We start from the raw sequence: 26,155 nt of genomic DNA on the forward strand, positions 1-26,155 counted from the left end.
CCCGCCGTCAAGCGGCCTCGGTGCCGGTACCGGTGCCGGTGCCGGTGCCGGTGGCGGTACCGGTGGCGGTGCCGGCGGCCGGGGTGGCGCCGCCCACGACCGAGCGGACGAAGCGACGGGTCTCGTCCATCGCCGCGCTCGCCTCGGGCAGGACGCGGTTGAGCATCTGGAAGACGTGCATCTGGCCCTTCCACACCTGGAGCTCGCACCGGTTCCCGGCCGCGCCCAGCGCCTCGGCGAACGCCTCCCCCTCGGCCCGCAGCACCTCGTCCCCGCCCACCTGGATCAGGAACGGGGGAGTGTCGGCCCAGGGGGAGGTGAGCAGGGCCAGCCGCGGGTCCTCGAACCCGGCCGCGCCCACCACGAGCCGTGCCACCCGCCGTGCCGAGCGGGCACTGATGTACGGGTCGCGGGCCAGCCGCTGCGCCTCGATGGACAGCTCGCAGGTCAGGTCGATCCAGGGGGAGTACAGGACGGTGCCGGCCGGTCGCGGCAGCCCCGTCCGGCAGATCTCGCCGGTCAGCGACGCGGCCAGGTGCCCGCCCGCCGAGTCCCCGGCGATGACGATGCCGGAGGCGGGGACGCCGCGGTCCAGCAGCCAGCGGTACGCGGCCAGGGCGTCCTCCAGCGGGGCCGGGAAGGGGTGCTCGGGCGCCAGCCGGTAGCGGGGCGCGAAGACCGGGAGTCCGGTGTCGAGCGCCAGCCGGGAGGTGATCGGCCGGTGGGTGCGGGGCGAGCAGACCACGTACCCGCCCCCGTGCAGGTAAAGGACGGCCCCAGCGGAGGGCCGCTCCCCACCATCCCGGGTCACGAGCCATTCGCCCCGTACGGACCGCCGGGATCGTCCGCTCTCCACCTGCGGATCGACCACCTGCCGCACCCGTACGCCCTGGCTGGGGCGTACCAGCATGGAGGCGACGTCCACGGTCGACCGGGCGGTGCGGACGCCCACCGGATGGCCCGGAACCCGGTGGAGGAACGGGCGCACGCCGAGCCGGATGGCCGTGGAGATGGCCCTGCTCCGGACACTGGGGTCGCGGTCGTACGCGGCACCGTCCTCCGCCGTGGCGCCCGGGGCCGCCGGGACTTCCGGGATTTCCCGGGCCTTCGAAGCTTTCGGTGCCTCTGATGCCTCTGATGCCTCTGATGCCTCTGATGCATCCGATGCATCCGGTGCCTCCGGGGCCACCGGGCCCTGCGGGGCGTCGTCGGGTGCGGCCGTCTCGTCTGCGGTCTTCATCCCTGCCCCCCGCTTCTGTTTCCGGTGTGTTAGCTGAATGCCCATTTTTGGTCGATAGTTCACCTGGCAACTTCCTCGCGTACCCCAAGCGCACCCCCTCGCCCGCCCGCGGCCGAGTGTGACCCAGGCCACGCGGCCGGGGTGAGGGGGGAACGGTAGCGTGAGGGCCATGAGCAGCGTCCCGTCCCCCGCGCCCGCCGATGGCTGCGGGCTCACGATCTTCTGGGACGACCGGCTCATCTCCTACGACTTCGGCCCCGGCCACCCCATGAACCCCGTGCGGGTCGAGCTGACGATGGCCCTGGCCCGCGAGTACGGCCTGCTCGACCAGCCCAACGTGCGGGTCGAGGAGTTCCCGGCCGCCGACGACAAGCTGCTGGGGCTCGTCCACGACGACGCCTACATCGCGGCCGTGAAGCACGTGGGCGCCACCGGCCTGCCCGAGCCGCGGTACGGGCTCGGCAGTACTGACAACCCCGTGTTCCCGGGCATGCACGACGCGTCCGCCCTGGTGGCCGGGGCGTCGGTCGCCGGGGCCCGGGCGGTGTGGTCGGGCGAGGCCGAGCACGCCGCCAACATCTCCGGCGGCCTGCACCACGCGCTCCCCGAGGCGGCCAGCGGGTTCTGCGTCTACAACGACCCGGCGATCGCGATCGCCTGGCTGCTGGCCAACGGCGCCGAGCGGGTGGCCTACGTCGACATCGACGTCCATCACGGCGACGGCGTGCAGGCGGCCTTCTACGACGACCCGCGGGTACTGACGATCAGCCTGCACGAGACGCCGCGGACGCTGTTCCCCGGCACCGGTTTCCCCGGCGAGACCGGCGGGCCGGGCGCCGAGGGCACCGCGGTGAACGTCGCGCTCCCGCCCGGCACCGGCGACGCCGCCTGGCTGCGCGCCTTCGACGCGGTGGTGCCCCGGCTGCTGGAGTCGTTCCGGCCGCAGGTGCTGGTGACCCAGCACGGCTGCGACAGCCACGCGCTCGACCCGCTGGCGCACCTGATCCTCAGCGTGGACGGGCAGCGGACGGCGTACGCGGCGCTGCACCGGCTGGCGCACGAGCTGGCGGGCGGCCGGTGGCTGGTCACGGGCGGCGGGGGCTACGAGCTGGTGCAGGTGGTGCCGCGCGCGTGGACCCACCTGCTGGCCGAGGCCGCCGGACGCTCGATCGCGCCGGGCACCGCCACGCCCGAGACGTGGCGGGAGTTCGTACGGAGGCGGACCGACGAGATCGCGCCGCGCCGGATGACCGATGGGACCGACGTGGTGGAGGTTGCGGGGTGGGGGAACGGCTACGATCCGGCGAGCCCGGTGGACCAGGCGGTGCTGGCGACCAGACGGGCGGTGTTCCCCGAACACGGCCTGGATCCGCTGACGGACCTGTGACGGCGCCCGACCGGGCGGCGCTGCGCGAGCACCTGGTCCGGACGATGATCTCGGGGGACGTGGCCACGCCCCGCCAGAACAACCTGCTGCACTACCGGCGGATGGCGGCGGGCAACCCGTACTACCTGTTCGGGCTGGACCTCAAGCGGTCGTGGACCGAGCGGGACGTGCTGGAGGTCATGGTCGAGCGCTGCGGCGTCGATCCCGACCCGGCGCACCTGTACGGCGACGACACGATCGACCCCGAGCTGACCCTCGACGCGCTGGAGGCGATGGGCGACCGGATCGGGCGCGCGGCCACGCGGCGCGAGGCGGTGGTGCTGGCCACCGGGCACCCGTCGACGCTGACGCCGGTGTACCAGGCGGTGGCGGAGGCGCTGCGCGCGGCCGGCTGCCGCATCCTGACGCCCGCCGCGGGATGGGCGTACGAGGTCGAGGTCTCCTACTCCGCTCCCGAGCGGAGGCGGCTCGTCTACGCGCCGCACGGGGTGGCGATGCTGGAGAGCGACGACGGGCGCACCCGGCACACCCATGACGCCGCCCCCATGGAGGCGATGCTGGAGGAGCTCGCAGCAGAATCGGGCGATTGGCCGGATCTGGCCATCGCCGACCATGGCTGGGCCGGCGCGGCCGGCGAGGCCGGGATCGACTCCGTCGGGTTCGCGGACTGTAACGACCCCGCCCTGTTCGCCGGCGCGGCCGAGGGCAAGATCGAGGTCGTGGTGCCCCTGGACGACGGGATATCGCCGCACCATTACGCGCCGATGACCGCCTACCTTCTCCGGCGGGCCGGGCTCGGCTGACCCCTTCCCTCCCGTTGGGCCGTCCGGGGCGGCCCCGGCGCGTCACTCAAAGTTACGCAACGTCCGTGCCGGGGCGGAGGTGTCCGGACGCGACCCCGGAGCGCGCGTGAGCCGCAGGTCATGGGGCGGTCCAGGTTGACGATCGGTGGTGCCGCTACGGCCGGTGCGAAGGTGCCCACACTCCGTGCGAAAGCATTGTGTGGCCCTCGAGACAGGTCGAGATACGCAAATGGGTGGAACTCCCCTCTTGCGACTACCGATACACGATTTACGCTGGGGGAAGAACACGTGCGTGATCAAAGTCACCCGAAGGGCCGGTGCGCGGCACGTGTGGAAGAGGGCGTCCGATGAGCTCAGGCGAGCGACCTCTGAGCGAGGTCAGGTTCCTGACCGTGGCCGAAGTGGCCTCGGTGATGCGGGTGTCCAAGATGACCGTCTACCGCCTCGTCCACTCGGGCGAGCTGCCCGCCATCAGGGTGGGCAGGTCGTTCCGGGTTCCCGAGCAGGCCGTCCACGACTATCTGCGCGAAGCGTTCATCGAAGCCGGATAACGGGGTAGGGCGAGGTCATGACCCATGACCTCGCCGAACACTCCGGTTCCGGACGTGCAGGGGGCGACCGCGCGGAGCGTGATCCGCGCGGGCTGGGGAAGACGACAGGACGAGGACCGGTCGGCGGCCGTCGGGCAGCCGGATGCGGTGTCCGGGGAGCCGGGGGCATCTCCGATGTCCCGGGCGCCCTGGGCGCCGGGAAGGGTGCTGCCCGCGGCGGGGCGGCCGGCGTGCGCGCCGTTCCCGGTACGGGGCGGTGCGTCATGACACGCCGGGTGCTCCAGGCTCGGGTGCCCGCCGCCGGCGGGCGTCCATCATGCCTTGCCGGAGCGCGTCCCGCGGCGGCGACACGCGCTCGTCCGACGATCGTGACGAGGGCGCCGCGCGGCCGTTCCGCGGTTCCGCCGGTGGCGTGGCCGGTGACCGGCGGCCAGACCGCGACCGGTGCAGCGGTACGCTTGGGCCTCGGCCCGTGCGTGCCGGTCGAGCCATGCTCGCCGGAGGGCGCGGCCGCCTCCTGTCGACACCCGATACGCCGAGCGAGGTCCCGTGGGCTCTGTCATCAAGAAGCGTCGCAAGCGGATGGCCAAGAAGAAGCACCGCAAGCTGCTGAAGAAGACGCGCATCCAGCGGCGCAACAAGAAGTAAGCACGCCGGCCACACAGCCGTAAGGGGTGGAGCGCACAGTGTCCTCTATGCCCTCCGCTGCGGCCCGTGTCGTCCTCGTCACGGGTGTCTCCCGTTTCCTGGGGGCCCGGGTCGCGAACACCCTTCAGGCCGACCCGGGCATCGAACGGGTCATCGGCGTGGACACCGTCCCGCCCACGGCGCCGCTCGGACGCACCGAGTTCGTGCGCGTCGACATCCGCACCCCGAGCATCGCGAAGATCATCTCCTCGGCCGAGGTCGACACGGTGGTCCACCTGAACATGGTGACCTCCCCGTCGGCCCCCCGGGCGAAGGCGAAGGAATTCAACGTCATCGGGACCATGCAGCTGCTGGCCGCGTGCCAGCGGTCGCCGGACATGCGCAAGCTCGTGGTGCGGTCCTCGGCCGCCGTCTACGGGTCCTCGCCGATGGACCCGGCGGTGTTCACCGAGACCGACGAGCCCGTCGAGGCCCCCACGTCCGGTTACGCCAAGGACGCGGTCGAGGTCGAGGGCTACGTGCGCGGGCTGCTGCGGCGCCGCTCGGACCTGACGGTGTCGGTGCTGCGCTTCGCCAACTTCCTGGGCCCGGGGGTCGACTCGCCGCTGACCCGGTACCTGCGGCTGCCCGTCGTCCCGACGGTGCTGGGCTTCGATCCCCGGCTCCAGTTCGTGCACGAGGACGACGGGATCGAGGTGCTGCGCCGGATGACGGTGGAGCGGCATCCCGGCACGTTCAACGTCGCGGGCGACGGCGTGCTGCTGCTCTCGCAGGCCCTCCGCCGGGCGGGGCGGCCGTACGTGCCCATGCCGGCCCCCTCGATGTCGGTGATGGGCGACGCCGGGCGGCGGTTCGCCGGGCTGTCGGGGTTCTCGCCGGAGCTGCTGCGCTGGCTCACCTACGGCCGGGTCATCGACACCGGTCGGCTGGAGGCGGAGCTGTCCTGGCGGCCCAAGTACTCCACCGAGGCCGCGTTCGCGGATTTCGTCTCGACGCAGGGACTGGGCCGCGGTGCTCCGCTCCAGCTCATCGACCGGCTCGCCGCGGCCCTGGGCCGCGGCTGAAACGGACCGACCGGAGGCTCACCTGATGAACGCGCACCACCGGGAGCGTTTCGAGGGAGAGGACGGCGGCGCGCGGGTCATCCCGCTGAACGCGGCGCGGCCCGCCCCCGAGCCCGAGCCGTCCCCCCTGGAACGCAGGCTCGCGTCCGGCCTGGCCTTCCTGCGCCGCCGCCTGGCGGGCGACTACGAGGTCGACGAGTTCGGCTTCGACGCCGAGTTCAACAGCACGGTGCTGCTGCCCCTGGCCCGGGCCCTGTACGAGCACTGGTTCCGCGTGGAGCTGCTCGGGCTGGAGAACCTCCCCGCCGAGGGCGGCGCCCTCATCGTCGCCAACCACTCGGGGACGGTGCCCTTCGACGGCATCATGCTCGCGGTCGCCATGCACGACCACGCGCACCGCGACCTGCGCCTGCTCGGCGCCGACCTGATCTACCAGGTGCCGCTGCTGGGCCATCTGTCCCGCAAGGCGGGCCACACCCTGGCCTGCCCCGCCGACGCCGAACGCCTCCTGGAGAAGGGCGAACTCGTCGGAGTCTTCCCGGAGGGCTTCAAGGGGGTCGGCAAGCCGTTCACCGAGCGGTACCGGCTCCAGCGCTTCGGCCGCGGCGGCTTCGTCGGCACCGCCCTGCGCGCGGGCGTGCCCATCATCCCGTGCGCGATCGTGGGCGCCGAGGAGATCTACCCCAAGATCGCCGATCTCCAGCCGCTGGCCCGGCTGCTCGGCCTGCCCTACTTCCCGGTCACCCCGACCTTCCCCCTGCTGGGCCCGGCCGGGCTGGTCCCGCTGCCCTCCAAGTGGATGATCCAGCTCGGCGAGCCGATGCCCCTGGACGACTACGACGCCGAGGCGGCCGACGACCCGATGACGGTCTTCAACCTGACCGACCACGTCCGCGAGGTCGTCCAGCAGATGCTCTACGACACGCTCCTGCGCCGGGGCCCCGCCTTCCTCTGACCCCGCCGCTCGCTCGCGATCAGTGCGAGCGGGTAAGCGCCCGGTCGCCGCCGAGCGGAGGCGAGGCAATCAAGCACGATAGTGCTTGCGGAGGGCGATGCCGGCGGCCACGCCGCCGGCGAGGGCGCCCGCGCCGGCGGCGGCGGGGAGGGCGACCATCGTGACCTTGCGGCCGGTGCGGAAGTCGTGGATCGGCCAGTCGTTCGCCTTGGCGTGTTCCCGCAGCTCGGAGTCGGGGTTGACGGCGTTGGGGTGGCCGACGGCGGTCAGCATGGGGAGGTCGTTGATCGAGTCGCTGTAGGCCGAGCAGCGGCTCAGGTCGAGCCCCTCCCGTTCGGCCAGGGCCCGGACGGCCTCGGCCTTGGCGGGGCCGTGCAGCAGGTTGCCGACCAGGCGGCCGGTGTAGACGCCGTCGCGGGTCTCGGCGACGGTGCCGAGCGCGCCGGTGAGGCCCAGCCGGCGGGCGATGGTCCGGGCGACCTCGATCGGCGTGGCGGTGACCAGCCAGACCTGCTGCCCGGAGTCGAGATGCTGGAAGGCCAGGGACCGGGTGCCGTTCCAGATCCGGTCGGCCATCATCTCGTCGTAGATCTCCTCGCTCAGGTGGACCAGGCTGGACACCTTCTGCCCGGCGACGAAGGTGAGCGCGGCCTCGCGGGCGCTGTGGATGTGGTCGGCGTTCTCGGAGCCGCGCAGCCTGAACAGCGTCTGCCCCCAGGCGAACATCGCCAGGTCGCGCATGGTGAAGAGCTTGCGCGCGGCGAGCCCGCGGGCGAAGTAGTAGATCGACGCGCCGCGCATCATCGTGTTGTCGACGTCGAAGAACGCCGCGGCCGTCGGATCGGGCTCGGGCAGCGGGTTCGTCTCGGCCGCAGCCTCGGCGGCCACCTTCCCCGCGCTTACATGATCTTCGTTTCTGGCGCGCTGCCACAATCGCCGCATGACCAGAGCCTAGTCAACCGGCTTGCCGGGACCCCCTGTTCGTCCTGAATTGCGAGTGTCCTCACTGCGTTCCATGGCCACGGTCACCAGCCGTTCACGCAGCCCGGCGCGGAAGGCCGGATCCGGTCCGGCCCCGCCCGTCCTCAGCCGCTCCAGCGAGCCTGCGCTCACCGCGGCCTTGCCCCGCCTCGTCCTCATGGCAGCCCCCCATGCGAATGCGGTCTCGCTCCCACAACGAGGGGCGGCGGGTGTGGTTACGGGCCGGTAGGCCGAAAGCGGCGGGTGGGCCGGGGCGCGGGTCAGGCGAGCCGCGGATCGTCCTGGAGCGACCGTGCCAGCGCCCGCACGGCGCGGTACTGGAGCGCCTTGATCGCGCCGGTCTTCCTGCCCATGATCAGCGCGGTCTCGGCGACCGAGAGGCCGTGCAGGAAGCGCAGGACCACGCATTCCTGCTGGTCGGAGCCGAGCCGGCGGACCGCCTCCAGCAGCGTCCGGTTGGTCATCGCGTCCAGGACCGCCTGCTCGGGGCCCTCCTGGGGGCGGCCGGCCTCCAGCAGTTCGGCGGTGCAGATCTCCAGGCGGTAGCGGCCGGACTTGAAGTGGTCGGCGACCAGGTTGCGGGCGATCGTGACCAGCCAGGCCCCGAAGTCCTTGCCCTGCCAGTTGAAGGCGGGCATCCGGCGGAGCGCGCGCAGGAACGTCTCGCTGGTGAGGTCCTCGGCGAGGGGATGGGCGCCGACCCGGTAGTAGACGTAGCGGTAGACCAGGTCGACGTAGTGGTCGTAGAGCCCGCCGAACGCCTCGGCGTCCCCGTCCCGGGCGCGCAGCACCAGGTCCTTGAGCGCCTCGTCCCGCTCCGCCTCCCGGCGCGCCGCGCCGGCCCGTACACCGGTCCCGCCGGGTCTGACCCGCGCCGGACGGGAGAGCGCCGCCGCTCGTGCGTCGAGGGTCAGGCTGCTCATGCAGTTCTCCTCGGGGCGTGCGCGACCTCCGGCGGGACTGCCACTGTAGGTACTGGCAGGCGCGCCGGGCAATGGTGGTTTCCACGTACTCGTGGGGAGCCGGTGAAAATTCTGGACGCCTTTCATCGGGGAGCGGTTACCCTTCTCCGTCCCGCATCGGGCACCATGGGGCGCGATGGTCGAAGCTCTTCTCGCGCTGCTGGCGACCCTGGGTGCCTTACTGGCCACCGGGTTGCTGGTTCAGCGCGCCTCCAAGGACCGGCTGCTCTACCTGATCGCGTGGTCGCTGACGCAGGTCGGGCTGTCGCTGGCGCTGGTGTCGATGGCGCTGGGTTTCCTCATCGGCTTCAACGGCCCGCTGTTCCGGGTCATGGAGCTGGGTGCGGCTCTGCTGGGCCCGATGTGGCTGGCCCTGGGCATGATCGAACTGATCGCCCGGTACGTGCAGGTGCGCTTCGGCGCCTGGCTCTTCGCGATCTCCTACACGGTGGTCGCGATGGTCATCCTCATGGTCGACCCCACGAAGGGGTCGTTCACCAAGAAGCTGCCCAAGCCCGGCCAGACCTATGACGCGCTGCCGCTGCTGCTCATCGACGGCGCCCACGTGGTGGCCGTCATCGCCCTGGTGGCGTGCCTGGTGGTGACCGCGCTGCTGGCCGGCAAGCAGGACCGTGAGGCCGCCGAGCTGCTCATCCCGATCGCGCTGGTCGGGCTGGCCGGCGTGCTGATCGTGAGCGGCACCCGCGGCTTCCTGCCCGGCCCGCTGGCGGTGATCGCGCTCGGCGGCGCGGCCGGACTGGTCTGGTACGGCGCCATGCGCACCCTCCCGGTGTACGAGGGCGACGAGGGCTACGACGAGGACGGTTACGCCGACGAGCCCGCGACCGGCTACGAGGAGCAGGGCTACCCGGCTCCGCCGGAGCCCGAGCCGCGTCCGGGCCGCCGCGGCAAGCGCGGCGAGCTGCGCTTCCCCGACCAGGCGCCGGTGGAGGAGCCGGCCGGGCGGTTCCCCGACCAGCCCGCCGCGACCACCGCGCTGGACGATCTGCGGGGCGCGATCCCCGGCCCGTCGCCCGCCCCGGTCCCGGGAGCCCCGCCGGGGGCGCCGGGCGCCGCGGACCTGTCCGCGGCCTGCGGCCAGATCACGGTCTACACGCTGCTGGACGGGCGCGAGGCGGCCTTCGACCGGCAGGCCGAGGAACTGGTCCAGGCGGCCCGTGCCGCCGAGCCGGGCACGGTGATCTTCGCCTGCCACGAGGTGGTCAACGCGCCCACCCAGCGGATCTTCTACCAGCTGTTCCGGGACGAGGCGGCCTTCGCGGCGCACCGGCGGCAGCCGCACCTGCAGCGGTTCGTGGCCGAGTCGCGCACGCACGTGATCGCGACCAACGTGATCGAGCTGACCCTCGGGGCGGCCAAGCTGCCGCCGGTCCCGGCCGGCCCGGCGGGTCCGCCGCTCCAGAAGCCCCCGCCGCCGCAGCGGCCCCCGGGCCGCGGCGCGCACGCCGCGCCGGAGCGGCCGGGCCGGTGAGCGCCATGGACGACATCCTGATCACGCTGTACGGCAAGCCGGGCTGCCATCTGTGCGAGGACGCCCGGGCGGTGATCGAGCGGGTCGCGGCCGACCTCGGCGTCCGCTGGGAGGAACGCGACATCACCCGGTCGGAGGAGGACACCCGCCTTTACTGGGAACAGATCCCGGTCACGATGATCAACGGGGTCCAGCACGATTTCTGGCGGGTGGACGAGGGACGGCTGCGCGCCGCCGTCGCCCGGCTGCGCGAGCCCGCCTGACCCGCGCAGGTTCCGGTAGATGCCCGGAATGTCAGGTAGGTCACACCGGCGGCCCGGGTGCCGTGGCGGTGCGGCCTCCCGGAAATGCGATATAAGGCCTGGTGGCCTGGCATTTCTCCGTTCCGGCCGTTGACCGGGCCTGATCGCTGGACGGGGGTCGACATAGTGCTCGTGTTCACAAGCCCTTAACCTGAGGGGTAGCCCCTGAGGGCCCGGACCGAGGCCATCGAGGTTCGGCCACGGACGGACCGGGGTGAGGGGTTCTCGGGCCCCGCTCCTAGCGTCGAGCCCCCGAAGAGCAGGCCGTGACACCTCGACAGAACCGCAGCCGTGACCGCGCCGACCGTGGCATTCCAGAGGCCACCGTGGCGCGGTTGCCGGTCTATCTGCGCGCCCTGCACAGCCTGCAGGAGCGGGGAGTGGCCACCGTGTCGTCCGAGGAGCTCGCCGCCGCCGCCGGGGTCAACTCCGCGAAACTGCGCAAGGACCTGTCCCATCTCGGCTCGTATGGCACGCGAGGGGTCGGGTATGAGGTCGAGTACCTGGTGTACCAGATCTCCCGGGAACTCGGGCTGACCCAGGATTGGGTGGTCGCCATCATCGGGGTGGGTAACCTGGGCCGGGCATTGGCCGGCTATGGAGGGTTCGCCTCCCGCGGCTTCCGCGTGGCAGGGCTGCTGGACGCCGACGAGGCGATCGTCGGCCAGGAGATCTCGGGAATGACCGTGGAGAACGTCGACCGGCTGGAGGACCTCATCGCCGAACGCGGTGTGTCCATCGCCGTGATCGCCACCCCCGCGGGCGCCGCCCAGGGCGTGTGCGACCGGGTGGTCGCCGCGGGAGTGACGAGCGTGCTCAACTTCGCGCCGGTGGTCCTCTCGGTGCCCGACGGCGTGGACGTGCGCAAGGTCGACCTGTCCATCGAGCTGCAGATCCTCGCGTTCCACGAACAGCGCAAGGCCGGCGGGCCGGGCGACTACGACCGGCTGGCCGGTGACGGGCCTCCCGGCGCGACGCAGTACGTAGAGGCGGTAGAGGCATGACGGCATGCGGACGGGAATGCGTGCGATGAGCGTCTTGGTGGTGGGGCTCAGCCATCGGAGCGCCCCGGTGGCCGTGCTGGAGCGCACGGCGGTCACCGGGGACGGCCTGGCGAAGCTGCTGAACGAGGTGCACGACCACGCCCACGTCGGTGAGGCGGCGATCGTGTCGACCTGCAACAGGGTCGAGGTCTACGCCGTGGTCGACAAGTTCCACGGCGGCGTGTCCGGCATCTCCGAGCTGCTGTCGCTGCATTCGGGGATCCCGCTCGACGATCTGTCCCGGTACCTGTACGTCCACTACGAGGACCGGGCGATCCAGCACGCCTTCTCGGTGGCCTGCGGGCTCGACTCCATGGTCGTCGGCGAGGGGCAGATCCTCGGCCAGATCCGCCAGGCGTTCCGGCTCGCCCAGGAGCACGGCACCCTCGGCCGCGAGCTGCACGACGTCCTGCAGCAGGCGCTGCGGGTGGGGAAGCGCGCCCATCACGAGACCGGCATCGACAAGGCCGGTGCCTCGCTGGTGAGCGTGGGCCTGGACGTGGCGGCCGCCCACCTGGGCCCGCTCGACGGCGTCCGCGCGCTGGTCATGGGCGCCGGGTCGATGAGCGGCCTGGCGGTGGCCACGCTGAGCCGGGCCGGGGCCCGCGAGATCGTGGTGGCCAACCGCACCTTCGAGCGCGCCGAGCGGCTGGCCGGGTCCGTGCCCACGCCCGCCCGGGCCGTCGAGCTGGCCGAGGCGGACGCCGAGCTGGCCGCGGCCGACCTGGTCGTCTCGTGCATCGGCGCGAACGGCCTGATGATCAGCGCCGACCGGCTGGTCGCCCAGGGCGTCGGGAGCGACGGCCGGCGCCGGTTCTTCCTGGACCTCGCGCTGCCGCACGACGTCGACCCGGCCGTACGGCGGCTGCCCGGGGTCGCGCTGGCCGGGCTGGACGACCTGCGCACCGCCCAGGAGGCCGCCGAGGCCATCGGGCCGGAGGCGATCGAGGCCGTCCGCCGGATCGTGTGCGACGAGGTGGCGGTCTTCCTCGGCGCGGCCCGCGCCGCCGCCGTCGCGCCCACCGTGGTGGCGCTGCGCAGCAAGGCGGCCGACGTCGTGGAGGCGGAGCTGGCCCGGCTGACCGGCCGGCTGCCCGACCTGGACGACCGGGCCCGCAAGGAGATCACCCACACCGTCCGCCGCGTCGTGGACAAGCTGCTGCACGCACCGACCGTACGGGTCAAGGAACTGGCCCTGGCACCCGGCGGCGACACCTACGCCGACGCCCTGCGCGAGCTCTTCGACCTCGACCCGAAGGCCCCGGAGGCTGTTGCTGTCGCCGACATGAGGAGCGCAGCGACGAGTGTCGGCGAGGTCTTGCCGGGGGGTCCTGGGGGGTCGTCCCCCCAGCGAGGGGCTGACTTGTCGTCGCCTCCGGGCGGCGCGGACGGCGGGCCTGGAGAGAGCAGGGGAGCCGAGCTGTGACCGCACTGAGGCTGGGGACGCGTAAGAGCCTGATGGCCATGACGCAGTCGCAGCTGGTGGCCGACGAGCTGACGCGCCGTACGGGGCGTGCCGTCGAGCTGGTCGGGGTAACGACCGAGGGTGACGTGTCCAAGGCCCTGCTCGCGCAGATGGGGGGCACCGGGGTCTTCGTCAGCGCGCTGCGCGACCGGCTGCTGTCGGGCGAGGTGGACTTCGCGGTGCACTCGCTGAAGGACCTGCCGACCGGTGCCGCGGAGGGGATCGCGCTGGCCGCGACGCCGGTCCGCGACGACCCGCGGGACGCCCTGTGCGGGCCCGCGAAGCTGGCCGACCTGCCGCGCGGGGCCCGGGTGGGCACGGGTTCGCCGCGCCGGGTGGCCCAGCTGAAGGCGCTGCGTCCCGACCTGGAGGTCGTCCCGATCCGCGGGAACGCCGACACCCGGCTGCGCAAGGTCACCGATGGTGAGCTGGACGCCGTGGTGCTGGCGTACGCGGGGCTGGGCCGGATCGGGCGCCGGGACGAGGTGTCGGAGGTCTTCGAGGCCGACCAGATGCTGCCCGCGCCCGGCCAGGGCGCGCTGGCGCTGGAGTGCAGGGCCGACCGGGCCGATCTCCTGGAGCTGCTGGGAACGGTCGACGACTCCGCCACCAGGGCGGCCGTCACCGCCGAACGCACGGTGCTGGCGGTGCTGGAGGCGGGCTGTTCGGCGCCCGTGGGAGCATACGCTGCCGAAGTAGAACAGAAGCTGCATCTGACCGCCGCCGTCGTCGCCTACGACGGGAGCCGGCAGATACGGCTGTCCGCAAGCGGCCACCCCGGTCAGGCGGAGCGGATCGGACGCGATCTCGCGGCCGAGCTGCTCGCCAGGGGGGCCGACCAGTTGATGGGGGAGCGACATTGAGCCCCGCTAAGCAGACTCCGCGCGGCGGCGCGGCGGGCGACACCGGTGTCCCCGCCGCCGGGTCCGCCCCGGAGACCGACCAGAAGTTCGTGGGGACGCCGCCCGGGGTCGGCGCGGTCACCCTCGTCGGCATGGGCCCGGGCGACCCCGGGCTGCTCACGCTGCGCGCCGCGGAGGTGCTGGGGCGCGCCGACACCGTCGTCGTCGCCCGCGCGTCCTGCCACCCCGAGATCCTGAAGCACTGCCGTCCGGACGCCGAGGTCCTGGACACCGCCGAGGGCGACCCCGGCAAGCTCACCGCGCGTGCCGCCAAGGCGGGGCGGAACGTCGTCCGGCTGTTCCAGGGCGACCCCGGCCTGGCGTGCGCGCTGGCCGCCGAAGGCGGGGCGCTGCAGAAGGCGGGCATCCCGTTCGAGGTGGTGCCCGGCGTGTCCGCGGTGACCGGGGTCCCGGGGTACGCGGGCATCCCGCTGACCGACGCCAGGCACCGCGAGGTCCGGATCATCGACACCTCCGAGGGCGGGGTCGACTGGGAACGGTTCTCCTCGCCGGAGGCCACGCTGGTGATCCTGGGCGCGGAGCACACCGTGGCGGAGGTCGCCAAGGGCCTGATGGCGGTGGGCCGTCCCGCTTCCACGCCGGCCGCGATGACCTGCCTCGGCACGACCACCGAGCAGGAGACCGTGGTCTCCACGCTGCAGCGGCTGGCCGCCGACACCAAGGGCATGGAGGCCCCGGCGATGATCATCGTCGGGGACGTGGTCACGTGGCGCGACCGGCTGTCGTGGTTCGAGAACAAGCCGCTGTTCGGCTGGCGGGTCCTGGTGCCGCGGACCAAGGAGCAGGCCGCGTCGCTGTCGGAGCAGCTGCGCGGGTACGGCGCGGTGCCCGAGGAGGTGCCCACCATCTCGGTGGAGCCGCCGCGCACCCCGCAGCAGATGGAACGCGCCGTCAAGGGCCTGGTCACCGGGCGGTACGAGTGGGTGGTCTTCACCTCCGTCAACGCGGTCAAGGCCGTCCGCGAGAAGTTCTCCGACTACGGCCTGGACGCCCGCGCGTTCGCCGGGCTCAAGGTCGCCGCGGTCGGTGAGCAGACGGCGCAGGCGCTGGTGGAGTTCGGCGTCCAGCCCGACCTGGTGCCCTCGGGGCAGCAGTCCAGCGAGGGCCTGGTGGAGGTCTGGCCGCCCTACGACGAGGACCTGGACCCGATCAACCGGGTGCTGCTGCCGCGCGCCGACATCGCCACCGACACCCTCATCGCCGGGCTGACCGATCTCGGTTGGGAGTGCGAGGACGTCACCGCGTACCGGACGGTGCGGGCCGCCCCGCCGCCCGCCCCGATCCGCGAGGCGATCAAGGGCGGCGGGTTCGACGCCGTGCTGTTCACCTCGTCCTCCACGGTGAAGAACCTGATCGGGATCGCCGGCAAGCCGCACAACGTGACGGTGATCGCCTGCATCGGGCCGCAGACCGCCAAGACCGCCGAGGAGCGCGGGCTGCGGGTGGACGTGGTCTGCGACCGGCCGTCGGTGTCCGCGCTGGCCGAGGCGCTGGCCGAGTTCGGTGCCCGGCGCCGCGCCGCGCAGGTCGAGGCGGGCGATCCGCTGCGCAAGCCCAGCCAGATGCGACGGGGCGCCCGCCGCCGCAAGTGAGCCGCTGACGCCGCCCGCCGCGGCGGCCCGGAAAGAAGGATCATGCCTGCTGAGTTCCCCGTGGCCCGGCCCCGCCGCCTGCGGCGCACGCCCGCGCTGCGCCGGATGGTCGCCCAGACCCGGCTCGCCCCGGCCGACCTGGTGCTGCCGATGTTCGTCAAGGAGGGTCTCGGCGAGCCGAGCCCGATCCCGTCCATGCCGGGCGTCGTCCAGCACACCCGCGAGAGCCTGCGCAAGGCCGCGCACGAGGCGGTCGAGGCAGGGGTCGGCGGGCTGATCCTGTTCGGGGTGCCCGCGGTCAAGGACGGCACCGGGTCGGGCGCCGACGCCCCGGACGGGGTGGTGCAGACCGCGCTGCGCGACCTGAGCGCCGACCTCGGCGACGCCACCGTGATCATGAGCGATCTGTGCCTGGACGAGTTCACCGACCACGGGCACTGCGGCATCCTCACCCCCGCCGGGGAGATCGACAACGACGCGACGCTGGAGCGCTACGCCTCCATCGCGCTCGCGCAGGCGTCGGCGGGCGCGGCGGTGGTCGCGCCCAGCGGGATGATGGACGGCCAGGTCGGCGCGATCCGGTCGGCGCTGGACGGGGCCGGGTACCACGACGTGGCGATCCTGGCCTACTCGGCCAAGTACTCCTCGGCCTACTACGGCCCGTTCCGCGACGCCGCCGAGTGCGCGCCGCGGTTCGGTGACCGTTCCACGCACCAGCAGGACCCGGCCAACGCCGACGAGTCCCTGCGCGAGGTCCTGCTGGACCTGGACGAGGGCGCGGACATGGTCATGGTCAAGCCCGCGGGGCCCTACCTGGACGTCGTCCGCCGGGTCCGCGACACCGTCCAGGTGCCGGTCGCGGCGTACCAGGTCAGCGGCGAGTACGCGATGATCGAGGCCGCCGCCGCCAACGGCTGGCTCGACCGGGACCGCACGATCATGGAGTCGCTGGTCGCGATCCGCCGGGCCGGGGCCGACATCGTCCTCACCTACTGGGCGGCCGAGGTCGCGCGCGCGCTGGCCCGCTGAGCCCTCGGCCGGGCGGTAAGGGGAATCCGTCCGCCGAATTGCGCGGCGTGCACTTCCACTGGGCCTTTCACCTGGGCCCCGGGACCCAGGTGATCAATTGCCGTGGATCACGTGCGGGTAGTCAATTGGGATCGTTTTACCCAGGGCGCCGTGTCCGGGCTCCCGGCCCGGCGGCATCATCGTTATCAAGGAGCTGCTTTCGACCTGGGCGTGAACGCAGAGGGGGCGACGATGCTGGCGGTCTCGGGCGGTAAACGGGAACGGGCGGCCCGGGAGCGGGCGGCCAGGGAACGGATGGCCTCGGCGGCGCGGGCGTACGCCGAGCAGGGCTGGCCCTGCACGCCGGGCGCGCACCCCGCCGCGGTCGGCGACCGGGCGTGCTCGTGCGACCGGCTGGGCTGCCCCGATCCGGCCGCGCACCCGGTGTCGGGCGCCTGGGCCCTCCATGCCAGCGCCGAGGCCGACAAGGTCGCGCTGTGGTGGGCCAAGCGCCCGGACGCCAACATCATCCTGCCGACCGGCCGGGTCTTCGACGTCTTCGACATCCCCGCCGCGGCGGGCGAGTTCGCGCTGGAGCGGATCGGGCGGGAGGGGCTGCCGGCCGGCCCGGTCGCGTCCGTGGGCGGCGAGCGGTACCTGTTCTTCGTGGCGACCCGGGGCGCCCCGGTGGACGAGGACGAATGGTGGTCCTGCCATCTGGACACCTCGCCCGAGACGGTCACCGAGACCCCCGGGATGCGCTGGCACTGCCGCGACAGCTACGTGCTGGCCCCGCCCTCGGTGCTCCCCAGCGGCCGTACGGTGACGTGGGTCCGCCCGCCCGACGATCTGCCCCTGCCCGACCCGCTGCGGCTCCTGGAGGTCCTCTCCGACAGCTGTGAGGCCGCCGGATAGACCCGCGACGCCGAGACGGGCACGCCCCACGAACCTCGAAGGCCCTCCAGAAGCGCTGACGCGTCTCTGGAGGGCCTTCGGCGTGAGTGCCCGTCCCCTTGTGCCGGATCTCAGCGTGGGGCGCTGGGCGCGGCGATGGCGGCCTTGCGGCCCCATGCCGAGTAGGTGGCCTGGATGACCTGCGCGCGGGCCTTGTCGGCGCCCTGCGCCCGGAACCACAGGTGCGCGGGACGTCCCGCGCGGTCCAGCTTGAGGGCGAACGCGACCTGCTGGGCCCCGGTCGCCCCGGAGAGGTGGCCGTAGAGCGCCCCGACCGACTGGTCGGCGGTCAGCCGGTCCATCGCGGCCGTCCCCTTGTAGATCTGCCCCTGCTGCTCGAACGCGGTGCTCGCGCGCAGCAGGGCCGTGACGTTGCCGACCGAGCTCGCCCAGCGCGCCTGGGCGACCAGGGTCGGGTAACCCGGGGCCTGGCCGTTGGCCGGGGCCGAGCGCCACGTCTTGCCCGCCATCACGTACGCCGTGTCGCCGACGATCACGGCCCGGGTGGAGCGGCGGGTGTCGCCGCTGCCCGAGACCGACATGCTGTACGACGGCGAGCCGTTGGGCACCAGCGTGAACGTCCCGCGGGCGGTGGCGGCGCCGCCACCGGTCCGCCGGTAGACGAACGAGGCGCCCGGGGCCTGCCCGGTCGCCTGCTCGATCTTCCCGAGCAGGGTGGCGGCGGCCGGGTCGGACGGCGTGGGCGGCGGGGCCGGTTCGGGGGTGCCGCTCATGGCGGGCCCCACCGGCGGGTCGTCGTCCTTGCCTCCGAGCAGCAGCACACCGCCGGCCGTACCGCCGGCGATGACCAGCACGGCCAGCGCGGCGGCCAGGACGCGGCCCCGGCCGCCCCCGCCGGTCTTGGCGGGGCCGGGCGGCGCCGGCTTGGGGACCGCGGCCCTGCCCTTGGACGGCGCGGGCTCCGGCTGCCGAGCGGTCTCCGCCGCCAGCTCGGTGAGGCGCCCGCGGCCCTGCGCCAGCCACGCGGGACCGTACGCGGCCACCGCGGCGTCCTCGACGGCCCCGAGGAAGTCGGCCGCCGACCCGGGCCGGTCGGCCGGGTCCTTGGCCAGTCCCTGCGCGATGAGGTCGCGCAGGGGTCCGGGGACCTCCTCCACGGGGGTCGGCGCCTCGCGGTGCGCCTTGGCGATCGCCGACTGGCTGCGCCCGGTGAACGGGGGCCGCCCGGTCAGGCATTCGTAGAAGATCGCCGTGGCGGCGTAGAGGTCGGTGGCGATGCCGGGCGGGGCACCGCCCCACAGCTCGGGCGCCGCGTACGCCGGCGCGGTCTGCGCCTCGGTGCCCGCGCTGGCCAGGGCGAAGTCGACCAGGCGGCAGTTGCCGTCCTCGTCGATCAGGATCTCCGACGGGCGCAGGGTCCCGTGGACGATGTCCTTGGCGTGGGCCGCGGCCAGCCCGAGCAGCGTGCCGCTGATGATCGCCAGTGCCGCCAGCGGCCCGGTCGGCCCCTGTGTGGCGATCATGCGCCGCAGGCCGAAGCCCTCGACGCGTTCCATCACGATGGCGGTCCCCTGGGGCGACTCCACGAGTTCGTAGAAGTCGACCACGTTGGGGTCCTCAAGCTGGGAGAGGCGTCGAGCCACGCCGCGGTAGCGCGACAGGAACGCCTCGTCGCCGTTCAGCCTCGGATCGAGGTATTTGATCGCGACCTTGGTCTGGGTGAGGTCGTCGAGGGCGAGCATCACCCGACCGCAGGCGCCGCCGCCCAGCTCCTGGACGTGGGTGAAGCCCGGTACCGTCCAGCCGTCAACCACGAGCGAGCCTTCCCTCCGATACGGCCGGCGCCGGTGCGCGTCGGCGCCCCTGGTGGCGCCGTGGGTTTTTGTGTACTTGGTGAGATATCGGCCGCTAAGCGCCACGGTCAAGAGCAGATGCCGAACTGCAACTGAGAGACTGGGCGGGTGACCGAATCTGCAGTCTCCCAGCAGTTGTTCGATAGGGCGAATCGGGTCGTTCCGGGCGGAGTGAACTCTCCGGTCCGCGCCTTCCGCGCGGTGGGCGGGACGCCTCCGTTCATCACCGAGGGGCGGGGACCGTACCTCGTCGACGCCGACGGCAACGAGTACGTCGACCTGATCTGCTCGTGGGGCCCGATGATCCTCGGGCACGCCCACCCGGCCGTGGTCGAGGCGGTCCAGGCGGCGGCCCTGCGCGGCACGTCCTACGGCGCGCCGACCCCGGGCGAGGTCGAGCTGGCGGAGGAGATCACCGCCCGCGCCCCGGTCGAGAAGGTGCGGCTGGTCAGCTCCGGCACCGAGGCGACGATGTCGGCGATCCGGCTGGCCCGCGGCTTCACCGGCCGTACCAAGATCGTGAAGTTCGCCGGGTGCTACCACGGGCACGTGGACGCCCTGCTGGCCGCCGCCGGCTCCGGGGTCGCCACGCTCGCCCTCCCCGACACGCCCGGCGTGACCGGAGCGACCACCGCCGACACCATCGTGCTGCCCTACAACGACGTCGCCGCCGTCGAGCAGACCTTCGCCGAGCACGGCCACGACATCGCCTGTGTGATCACCGAGGCCGTCCCCTGCAACATGGGCGTGGTGCCGCCGATGCCCGACTTCAACCGGCTGCTGAAGTCGCTGTGCGAGCGCAGCGGCGCGCTGCTGGTCATCGACGAGGTCCTCACCGGGTTCCGCGCGTCCGCGTCCGGCTGGTACGGCATCGAGGAGGTGGCCGGCGACCTGACGACCTTCGGCAAGGTGATGGGCGGCGGGCTGCCCGCCGCGGCGTTCGGCGGCCGGGCCGAGATCATGGACCGGCTGGCGCCCGCCGGCCCGGTCTACCAGGCGGGCACGCTCTCGGGGAACCCGCTGGCCACCGCCGCCGGACTGGCCACCCTCCGCAACGCCACCGCCGAGGTGTACGAGGCGATCGACCGTTCCGCGGCGCTGGTCGCGGGGGCCGCGTCCGAGGCGCTGGCCAAGGAGGGGGTGCCGCACCGGGTGCAGACCGCGGGCAACCTCTTCTCGATCTTCTTCACCGACGAGCCGGTCGGGGACTTCGCCGCCGCCCAGCGGCAGGACGTCAAGGCGTACGCCGCGTTCTTCCACGCCGCCCTGGAGCGCGGGGTCTACCTGCCGCCTTCGGCGTACGAGGTCTGGTTCCTGTCGGCGGCCCACGACCAGACCGCCCTGGAGCGCGTCGCCGACACCCTGCCCCACGCCGCCCGCGCCGCCGCGCGGGCGGGAGCCTGACGGCCCGCCGTGCCCACGTCAGGCACGGGCTCGGGCCCGGCGGCCCGCGGATGGGACGCCCACATCGGTTTTAGGACAATGTAGACAAGGCGGCTTTTCGATTTAGAGTTGCTTACATGCTGGATCTGGAACGGCTGCGAGCCCTGCACTCCGTGGCGACCTACGGGTCGGTGAGCGCCGCCGCCGACGTCCTCCACGTGACCACCTCGGCCGTCTCCCAGCAGCTCGCCAAGCTGGAGCGGGAGACCGGCCAGAAGCTGCTCGAACGCAACGGCCGGGGGGTGAAGCTGACCGACGCCGCCGAGCTGCTGGTCGCGCACGCCGACCGCATCCTGTCCCTGGTCGAGCGGGCCCAGGCCGACCTGGAGGCGCACCGCGGCGCCGTGGTCGGCCAGCTGTCGATGGCCGCCTTCGCCACCGCGATCCGCGGCCTGGTCCCGTCGGCCCTGGGACGGCTCCGCGCCGACCACCCCGGCCTGCGGGTCCTGTTGCGCGAGGAGGACCCGCTGCGCAGCATGCCGCTGGTCGCCCGCGGCGATCTGGACCTGGCCGTCGTCCAGGACTGGAACAACGAGCCGCTCCCCCCGGCCGAAGGGCTGTGCAAGGGGCTGATCTGCGACGACGTGGCCGATGTCGCGCTCCCGGCCGGGCACCCGCTGGCCGGCCGGGAGGTGGTCGACCTCAAGGAACTGGCCGACGACACGTGGATCAGCTCGCCGCCCGAAAGCGTCTGCTGCGACTGGCTCCTGCACACGCTGCGCGGCGTCGACGCCGAACCGCGGATCGACCACACCGCCGACGAGATCCCCAGCCAGCTGGCCCTGGCCGCCGCCGGCATGGGCAACGTGATCTATCCGCGGATGGGCCGCTGCGAGGTGCCCGACGGGGTGCGGATCGTCCGGCTGAAATCGCCGCTCACCCGCCGGATCTTCGCCGTGTGGCGCGAGGAGGCGGCCCGCCGCCCGGCCATCAGGGCCGCCGTCGAGGCGCTCCGCGCGGCCGTCCCCGCCGTCCCGGCCCACCTCGCGGGCGCCGCGCCGAACGCCCCGCGCTGATCTGGGATCCTGGACGCATGTCGTTCGAGCTGGCCGTCTGGTACGAGCCCGAGCCGATCACCGCGGCCCGGGCGGCGGCCACCGAGCGCGGCGGGATCCCGCCGCATCCCGCCGTGGCCGCCTTCGCCCGCGACGCGGCCGAGGCGTTCCCCGACGCCGAGATCGAGGCCGAGATCGAGGCCGACGCCGACGCCGGCGGCTCCCGCCACGCCGTCGTGCGGATGCCCCCCGACCGCGCCGACGCGATCTCGGCCGAGGTGTACGCCCTCGCCAGGGCGCACGGGCTCATCTGCCACGACCCCGGCCGCGGCCTCGTCCACAACCTCGCGCCTACACCCGTCCACCCCGAGACCCAGCTCCACACCGGGGACGGCATGGTCGTCACCGATCCCGACCTCGGCCTGGTCCACGACGTCCTGGGACGGCTGTCGCCCGCCGGGAACCCGTTCGCCGCCCTCGTGCTGTTCGGGCGGCACTTCATCCAGGTCTCCCCGGAACGGGGCGGCTACGAGCTGGAATACAAGGACAGCCCCCGCAACGTCCTCTACCGCACCCACGTCGACGACCTCGGCGAGGTACGGCGCGCCTTCGCGGAGTACGCCCGCGACGAGCGGGGCTTCCTGGACCGGCTCGCATGGGAACGCTGAGGCGAGGGCGTCCGGCCGGAACGGCCGGACATGCCAGGCATACGGACGCACGCGGGTACCCTGACGACGCCATGACTGACAAGACGATCGTTCACCTGCTGCGGCACGGTGAGGTGCACAATCCCGAGGGCGTCCTCTACGGGCGGCTGCCGGGCTACCGCCTGAGCGAGGACGGGATCCTCATGGCCAAGGCGGCCGCCCGGTGGTTCAGTGAACGGGACGTCACCGCGCTGTTCTCCTCGCCGATGCAGCGGGCCGTGGAGACGGCCGCGCCGATGGCCGACACGTTCGACCTGCCGGTGACGGTGGACGAAGGGCTGCTGGAGGCCGACAACCATTTCGAGGGCATGACCTTCGGGGTGGGCAAGGGCTCGCTGCGCCGTCCCGAGCACTGGCGGTACCTGATCAACCCGTTCCGGCCGTCCTGGGGCGAGCCGTACCGGGAGATCGCGGCCCGGATGCGGGCGGCCGTCATCCGCGCCCGGGACGTGGCGCGCGGCCACGAGGCGGTCTGCGTCAGTCACCAGCTGCCGATCTGGATCCTGCGGCTGCACGCCGAGCGCCGCCGGCTCTGGCACCACCCGATCAAGCGGGAGTGCGGGCTGGCCAGCGTCACCAGCCTGGCCTTCGAGGGCAGTCGCCTGGTCGACGTCGCCTACTGCGAGCCGGCCGCCGGCATCGCCAAGGGGCCCAGTGTCGCGGGCGCCTGAAGCGGCCGCTAGATTGAGTACTACGTCTTGTAGTAGGAGGGTCCGGTTGAGCCCCCGAGTGTCTCCCGTACGCGCCGTCGCCGGGTTCGCGGCGGCGTGCGCCCTGCTGGCCGGCTGCGCGGGCACCGACGCCACGCAGAACGGTCCGGGCGGCAGCGACAACCGCTTCATCGCGGGTGACGGCTCCGCCCAGGAGATCAAGCCCGCCGACCGCAAGGCCGCGCCCCAGGCCGGCGGTGCGACCGTGGACGACAAGACGCTCGCGCTCTCGGATTTCAAGGGCAAGGTCGTCGTCGTGAACTTCTGGGCGTCCTGGTGCGCCCCCTGCCGCGGCGAGGCGCCCTCGCTGGAGCAGATCCACGACGAGACCAAGGACAAGGGCGTCCAGTTCGTGGGCGTCGCCTTCAAGGACGGCAAGGAGAACGCCCGGGCCTTCGAACGCAGGTTCAAGGTCACCTACCCGAGCCTCTTCGACGCCGACGGCCGCACCACGCTCGCCTTCCGCGACGTGCCGCCCAACGCCATCCCCACCACCCTGGTCCTGGACCGCCAGGGCCGCGTCGCCGTCCGGATCATCGGGGCGACCACGTACTCCAGGCTGAGCCCCCTGGTCAACAAGATCCTCGCGGAGCGCTGACCCCGCATGGGCGCGAGCGAGGGCACCGGGCACGCCCGCGAGGCGGGCCCATGAACGTCGCGGAGGCGGTCGCGAGCGGATCGCTGCTGGTGGCGGCGCCGCTGGCGGTCCTGGCCGGGCTCGTCTCGTTCGTGTCGCCGTGCGTGCTGCCGCTGGTGCCGGGCTACCTGTCGTACGTGACCGGGATGAGCGGTGCCGACCTGGGCGAGCAGCGGCGCGGGCGGCTGCTGGTGGGCGCGGCGCTGTTCATCGCGGGTTTCACCGTGGTGTTCGTGACGGCCGGGGTGGCCTTCGGCGGGCTGGGCCGGTGGCTGCTGGAGTACCAGGACCCGATCACCCGGGTGCTGGGCGCGGCCACCATCGTGTTCGGGCTGGCGTTCATGGGGTTCGTGCCGGGTCTCCAGCGCACCCTGAAGGCGGGGCGGCTGCCCGCCGCCGGGCTGGCCGGGGCGCCGCTGCTGGGCATGCTGTTCGGGCTCGGCTGGACACCGTGCATCGGACCCACGCTGGCGGCGGTGCAGGCGCTGTCGTTCAGCGAGGCGAGCGCCACGCGGGGCGCGCTGCTGTCGCTGGCGTACTGCCTCGGCCTGGGCCTGCCGTTCGTGGCCACCGCGCTGGCCTACCGGCGGGCGCTCGGCGCGTTCGGCACGGTGAAGCGGCACTACGGCCTCGTCATGCGGATCGGCGGGGGGATGCTCGTCGCCATCGGCGTGCTGCTGGTGACCGGGCTCTGGAACGACCTGACCATCGAGCTGAAGTCGTGGATCAGCGGCTTCGAGACGGTGATTTGAACATGGCGAAGACGCCGGACACCGACGTCCAGACCGGCCTCCCGGACGAGACCGGGAACGGGGCCGAGACCCCGGCGGCCGCCGCGGACGGCGCCGCGACCGGGGCGCCCGCCGAGCGGCGGCCTCCCCGGGAGGTGCCGCGGCCCAAGGGGCTCGGCCCGGTCGGCTGGGCGCGCTGGGGCTGGCGCCAGCTCACCACCATGCGGACGGCGCTGATCCTGCTGTTCCTGGTGGCGCTGGGCGCGGTCCCCGGATCGATCCTGCCGCAGCGCGGGCAGGCCCCCGAGAAGGTCGCCGAGTACTTCGAGAAGCACGCGACGCTGGCTCCCTGGCTGGACCGGCTGTCGATGTTCGACGTGTTCGCCGCGCCCTGGTTCGCGGCCATCTACATCCTGCTGTTCGTCTCGCTGGCCGGCTGCGTCATCCCGCGGGCGCTCCAGCACTACAGGGGGATGCGGGCGCGGCCCCCGGCGGCGCCGCGCAACCTGCTCCGGCTGCCGCAGTCGGCGTCGTACGAGACCGGCGCCGCACCGGACGAGGTGCTGGCCGAGGCGCGGAAGGTGCTGCGCAAACGCCGCTTCCGGGTGGACGCGGGCGAGGCGTCGATCGCCTCGGAGAAGGGCTACCTGGGCGAGACCGGCAACCTGGTCTTCCATCTCGCGCTGCTGGGCCTGCTGCTCGCGCTCGGGGTGGGCAACGTCTTCGGCTACCGCGGCAACGTGGTGCTCACCGAGGGCAAGCCGTTCGCCAACTCGCTGTCGTACTACGACCAGTTCATGCCGGGCCGGGAGTTCGACAGCGACCGGCTCCCGCCCTTCTCGATGACCCTGGACGACTTCAACGCCACGTACGAGACCCAGGGCGAGCGGCGCGGCCAGGCGACCGACTTCCAGGCCAAGCTCCGCTACCGGGACACGCCCACGTCGCAGGAGAAGCCGTACAACCTGCGGGTGAACCACCCGCTGGACGTGGGCGGCGCCAAGGTCTACCTGCTCGGGCACGGATACGCGCCGGTGTTCACCGTCCGCGACGCCAAGGGGAACGTCGCCTTCCGGGACTCGGTGCCGTTCCTGCCGATGGAGCAGCGCAACTACACCTCCGAGGGCGTCATCAAGGCCCCGGACGCCGAGCCCGAGCAGCTGGCCTTCTACGGCATCCTGTGGCCGACCGCGATGGCCAGCGAGGACCAGAAGCAGATCGTCTCCGCGTTCCCCGCGCCGATCCGGCCGGTGGTGACGATCTCCTCGTTCAAGGGCGACATCGGCCTCGACTCGGGCACCCCGCAGTCGGTCTACAAGCTCGACGGCATCGGCAAGACGCTGCAGCCGGTCAAGGGCGGCCAGAAGCTGCTGGAGCCGGGGGAGACCCTGTCGCTGCCCGAGGGCGCCGGATCCATCACCTTCGACGGGCTGCGCGAGTGGACCAGCCTGTCGGTCAACCACGACCCCGGACGGATGCCCGCGCTGATCGCGGCCGTCCTGGCGATCGCCGGGATCGTGGCCTCGTTCATGGTCCGGCGCCGCAGGGTGTGGGTCCGTGCGCGGGCCGGAGAGGGCGGGCGTACGGTGGTCGAGGTCGGGGGGCTCACGCTGGGGCACCCGACCCAGGAGTTCGAGGAGATCGTGGCCGCGCTGCGCGGCCCGGAGGAGCGCGGGACCGGTGAGCGGCCCGCGCGGCAGTCCGAGGCCGACCCAGATCCCGCGTCGGCGACCGACACTAAGGAGTGA

Annotated in this window: 25 protein-coding genes; 21 read left to right on the forward strand and 4 right to left on the reverse strand. The window is 73.0% G+C overall.

What is annotated here, in order from left to right; all coding sequences use genetic code 11:
• Positions 1 to 7: 7 nt before the first annotated feature.
• A complete protein-coding gene (locus tag IW256_RS01785; protein WP_307828701.1) occupies positions 8 to 988 on the reverse strand; it encodes an alpha/beta hydrolase in 981 nt (326 codons plus the stop codon).
• Between the two features lie 421 nt (positions 989 to 1,409).
• On the opposite strand from IW256_RS01785, the gene IW256_RS01790 reads away from it, so the two are divergent.
• The 6 genes from IW256_RS01790 to IW256_RS01815 all read left to right on the forward strand — a co-directional run bounded on the left by IW256_RS01790 (position 1,410) and on the right by IW256_RS01815 (position 6,648).
• Positions 1,410 to 2,627 (forward strand): acetoin utilization protein AcuC, encoded by a 1,218-nt coding sequence (locus IW256_RS01790; RefSeq protein ID WP_197009274.1) that lies wholly within the window; start codon positions 1,410 to 1,412, stop codon positions 2,625 to 2,627.
• The gene (locus IW256_RS01795) at positions 2,624 to 3,430 is read left to right on the forward strand and encodes a phosphatase (RefSeq protein ID WP_197009275.1); all 807 of its coding nucleotides are present in this window, start codon (positions 2,624 to 2,626) and stop codon (positions 3,428 to 3,430) included. The genes IW256_RS01790 and IW256_RS01795 overlap by 4 nt, the downstream gene beginning before the upstream one ends.
• 347 nt (positions 3,431 to 3,777) lie before the next feature.
• The gene (locus IW256_RS01800; RefSeq protein WP_197009276.1) at positions 3,778 to 3,981 is read left to right on the forward strand and encodes a helix-turn-helix domain-containing protein; all 204 of its coding nucleotides are present in this window, start codon (positions 3,778 to 3,780) and stop codon (positions 3,979 to 3,981) included.
• A 549-nt stretch (positions 3,982 to 4,530) separates the two neighbouring features.
• Positions 4,531 to 4,629, forward strand: a complete 99-nt coding sequence (locus tag IW256_RS01805) for a 30S ribosomal protein bS22 (RefSeq protein ID WP_018654693.1) — start codon at positions 4,531 to 4,533, stop codon at positions 4,627 to 4,629.
• A 47-nt stretch (positions 4,630 to 4,676) separates the two neighbouring features.
• Positions 4,677 to 5,693: an NAD-dependent epimerase/dehydratase family protein gene (locus IW256_RS01810; RefSeq protein WP_197009277.1), complete on the forward strand. Its 1,017-nt coding sequence runs from the start codon at positions 4,677 to 4,679 to the stop codon at positions 5,691 to 5,693.
• 25 nt (positions 5,694 to 5,718) lie between these two features.
• Entirely contained in the window at positions 5,719 to 6,648 is a 930-nt protein-coding gene (locus tag IW256_RS01815; protein WP_197009278.1) for a lysophospholipid acyltransferase family protein, read from the forward strand.
• Between the two features lie 69 nt (positions 6,649 to 6,717).
• On the opposite strand, the gene IW256_RS01820 is transcribed toward IW256_RS01815, so the two are convergent.
• Both IW256_RS01820 and IW256_RS01825 read right to left on the reverse strand, forming a co-directional pair.
• Entirely contained in the window at positions 6,718 to 7,590 is an 873-nt protein-coding gene (locus IW256_RS01820) for an HAD family hydrolase (RefSeq protein ID WP_197009279.1), read from the reverse strand.
• Between the two features lie 299 nt (positions 7,591 to 7,889).
• Entirely contained in the window at positions 7,890 to 8,552 is a 663-nt protein-coding gene (locus IW256_RS01825; protein WP_197009280.1) for a sigma-70 family RNA polymerase sigma factor, read from the reverse strand.
• Between the two features lie 175 nt (positions 8,553 to 8,727).
• Here IW256_RS01825 and IW256_RS01830 point away from each other — a divergent pair, with 175 nt between their 5' ends.
• The 8 genes from IW256_RS01830 to IW256_RS01865 all read left to right on the forward strand — a co-directional run bounded on the left by IW256_RS01830 (position 8,728) and on the right by IW256_RS01865 (position 17,331).
• The gene (locus IW256_RS01830; protein WP_197009281.1) at positions 8,728 to 10,083 is read left to right on the forward strand and encodes a putative quinol monooxygenase; all 1,356 of its coding nucleotides are present in this window, start codon (positions 8,728 to 8,730) and stop codon (positions 10,081 to 10,083) included.
• Positions 10,084 to 10,088: 5 nt separating this feature from the next.
• Positions 10,089 to 10,346: a glutaredoxin family protein gene (locus IW256_RS01835; RefSeq protein ID WP_197009282.1), complete on the forward strand. Its 258-nt coding sequence runs from the start codon at positions 10,089 to 10,091 to the stop codon at positions 10,344 to 10,346.
• A 305-nt stretch (positions 10,347 to 10,651) separates the two neighbouring features.
• Positions 10,652 to 11,389 carry a redox-sensing transcriptional repressor Rex gene (locus IW256_RS01840; RefSeq protein WP_197009283.1) on the forward strand — a complete coding sequence of 246 codons (738 nt, stop codon included), beginning with the start codon at positions 10,652 to 10,654 and terminating at the stop codon, positions 11,387 to 11,389.
• 25 nt (positions 11,390 to 11,414) lie between these two features.
• Positions 11,415 to 12,854: a glutamyl-tRNA reductase gene (locus IW256_RS01845; RefSeq protein WP_197009284.1), complete on the forward strand. Its 1,440-nt coding sequence runs from the start codon at positions 11,415 to 11,417 to the stop codon at positions 12,852 to 12,854.
• Between the two features lie 32 nt (positions 12,855 to 12,886).
• Positions 12,887 to 13,756, forward strand: coding sequence for a hydroxymethylbilane synthase (gene hemC, locus IW256_RS01850; RefSeq protein WP_231404201.1), 870 nt, complete (start codon positions 12,887 to 12,889; stop codon positions 13,754 to 13,756).
• Between the two features lie 89 nt (positions 13,757 to 13,845).
• Positions 13,846 to 15,408, forward strand: coding sequence for a bifunctional uroporphyrinogen-III C-methyltransferase/uroporphyrinogen-III synthase (locus tag IW256_RS01855; protein ID WP_307829382.1), 1,563 nt, complete (start codon positions 13,846 to 13,848; stop codon positions 15,406 to 15,408).
• Between the two features lie 42 nt (positions 15,409 to 15,450).
• Complete coding sequence (gene hemB / locus IW256_RS01860) at positions 15,451 to 16,437, forward strand: porphobilinogen synthase (protein ID WP_197009286.1); 987 nt, start codon at positions 15,451 to 15,453, stop codon at positions 16,435 to 16,437.
• Between the two features lie 231 nt (positions 16,438 to 16,668).
• Entirely contained in the window at positions 16,669 to 17,331 is a 663-nt protein-coding gene (locus IW256_RS01865; RefSeq protein ID WP_420535439.1) for a bifunctional DNA primase/polymerase, read from the forward strand.
• Positions 17,332 to 17,441: 110 nt separating this feature from the next.
• Here the strand turns inward: IW256_RS01865 and IW256_RS01870 are convergent, their stop codons facing one another.
• Positions 17,442 to 19,145 (reverse strand): serine/threonine-protein kinase, encoded by a 1,704-nt coding sequence (locus IW256_RS01870; RefSeq protein WP_197009287.1) that lies wholly within the window; start codon positions 19,143 to 19,145, stop codon positions 17,442 to 17,444.
• Positions 19,146 to 19,292: 147 nt separating this feature from the next.
• Here IW256_RS01870 and hemL point away from each other — a divergent pair, with 147 nt between their 5' ends.
• From hemL to resB, 7 genes are all read left to right on the forward strand, one after another.
• Positions 19,293 to 20,588 carry a glutamate-1-semialdehyde 2,1-aminomutase gene (hemL, locus tag IW256_RS01875; RefSeq protein WP_197009288.1) on the forward strand — a complete coding sequence of 432 codons (1,296 nt, stop codon included), beginning with the start codon at positions 19,293 to 19,295 and terminating at the stop codon, positions 20,586 to 20,588.
• A gap of 116 nt (positions 20,589 to 20,704) precedes the next feature.
• Positions 20,705 to 21,643, forward strand: coding sequence for a LysR family transcriptional regulator (locus IW256_RS01880; protein WP_197009289.1), 939 nt, complete (start codon positions 20,705 to 20,707; stop codon positions 21,641 to 21,643).
• Between the two features lie 17 nt (positions 21,644 to 21,660).
• On the forward strand, positions 21,661 to 22,290 hold the full coding sequence (locus tag IW256_RS01885) for a hypothetical protein (protein ID WP_197009290.1): 630 nt from the start codon (positions 21,661 to 21,663) through the stop codon (positions 22,288 to 22,290).
• A 71-nt stretch (positions 22,291 to 22,361) separates the two neighbouring features.
• On the forward strand, positions 22,362 to 23,000 hold the full coding sequence (locus IW256_RS01890) for a histidine phosphatase family protein (RefSeq protein ID WP_197009291.1): 639 nt from the start codon (positions 22,362 to 22,364) through the stop codon (positions 22,998 to 23,000).
• A gap of 46 nt (positions 23,001 to 23,046) precedes the next feature.
• A complete protein-coding gene (locus IW256_RS01895; RefSeq protein ID WP_197009292.1) occupies positions 23,047 to 23,637 on the forward strand; it encodes a TlpA family protein disulfide reductase in 591 nt (196 codons plus the stop codon).
• Positions 23,638 to 23,687: 50 nt separating this feature from the next.
• Positions 23,688 to 24,428 carry a cytochrome c biogenesis CcdA family protein gene (locus IW256_RS01900; RefSeq protein ID WP_197009293.1) on the forward strand — a complete coding sequence of 247 codons (741 nt, stop codon included), beginning with the start codon at positions 23,688 to 23,690 and terminating at the stop codon, positions 24,426 to 24,428.
• A gap of 2 nt (positions 24,429 to 24,430) precedes the next feature.
• Positions 24,431 to 26,155 (forward strand): cytochrome c biogenesis protein ResB, encoded by a 1,725-nt coding sequence (gene resB, locus IW256_RS01905; RefSeq protein WP_197009294.1) that lies wholly within the window; start codon positions 24,431 to 24,433, stop codon positions 26,153 to 26,155.

Origin of the sequence: Actinomadura viridis, assembly GCF_015751755.1 — a bacterium.
GTDB classification, from domain to species: Bacteria; Actinomycetota; Actinomycetes; order Streptosporangiales; family Streptosporangiaceae; genus Spirillospora; species Spirillospora viridis.

Excerpts from the sequence above, each read along its gene's own strand:
- IW256_RS01790 (WP_197009274.1), top strand. The coding sequence starts at position 1,410 with ATGAGCAGCGTCCCGTCCCCCGCGCCCGCCGATGGCTGCGGGCTCACG.
- IW256_RS01800 (WP_197009276.1), top strand. The coding sequence starts at position 3,778 with ATGAGCTCAGGCGAGCGACCTCTGAGCGAGGTCAGGTTCCTGACCGTG.
- IW256_RS01810 (WP_197009277.1), top strand. The coding sequence starts at position 4,677 with ATGCCCTCCGCTGCGGCCCGTGTCGTCCTCGTCACGGGTGTCTCCCGT.
- IW256_RS01815 (WP_197009278.1), top strand. The coding sequence starts at position 5,719 with ATGAACGCGCACCACCGGGAGCGTTTCGAGGGAGAGGACGGCGGCGCG.
- IW256_RS01820 (WP_197009279.1), bottom strand. The coding sequence starts at position 7,590 with ATGCGGCGATTGTGGCAGCGCGCCAGAAACGAAGATCATGTAAGCGCG.
- IW256_RS01825 (WP_197009280.1), bottom strand. The coding sequence starts at position 8,552 with ATGAGCAGCCTGACCCTCGACGCACGAGCGGCGGCGCTCTCCCGTCCG.
- IW256_RS01830 (WP_197009281.1), top strand. The coding sequence starts at position 8,728 with ATGGTCGAAGCTCTTCTCGCGCTGCTGGCGACCCTGGGTGCCTTACTG.
- IW256_RS01835 (WP_197009282.1), top strand. The coding sequence starts at position 10,089 with ATGGACGACATCCTGATCACGCTGTACGGCAAGCCGGGCTGCCATCTG.
- IW256_RS01845 (WP_197009284.1), top strand. The coding sequence starts at position 11,415 with ATGAGCGTCTTGGTGGTGGGGCTCAGCCATCGGAGCGCCCCGGTGGCC.
- hemC (WP_231404201.1), top strand. The coding sequence starts at position 12,887 with ATGGCCATGACGCAGTCGCAGCTGGTGGCCGACGAGCTGACGCGCCGT.
- hemB (WP_197009286.1), top strand. The coding sequence starts at position 15,451 with ATGCCTGCTGAGTTCCCCGTGGCCCGGCCCCGCCGCCTGCGGCGCACG.
- IW256_RS01865 (WP_420535439.1), top strand. The coding sequence starts at position 16,669 with ATGCTGGCGGTCTCGGGCGGTAAACGGGAACGGGCGGCCCGGGAGCGG.
- IW256_RS01880 (WP_197009289.1), top strand. The coding sequence starts at position 20,705 with ATGCTGGATCTGGAACGGCTGCGAGCCCTGCACTCCGTGGCGACCTAC.
- IW256_RS01885 (WP_197009290.1), top strand. The coding sequence starts at position 21,661 with ATGTCGTTCGAGCTGGCCGTCTGGTACGAGCCCGAGCCGATCACCGCG.
- IW256_RS01890 (WP_197009291.1), top strand. The coding sequence starts at position 22,362 with ATGACTGACAAGACGATCGTTCACCTGCTGCGGCACGGTGAGGTGCAC.
- IW256_RS01900 (WP_197009293.1), top strand. The coding sequence starts at position 23,688 with ATGAACGTCGCGGAGGCGGTCGCGAGCGGATCGCTGCTGGTGGCGGCG.
- resB (WP_197009294.1), top strand. The coding sequence starts at position 24,431 with ATGGCGAAGACGCCGGACACCGACGTCCAGACCGGCCTCCCGGACGAG.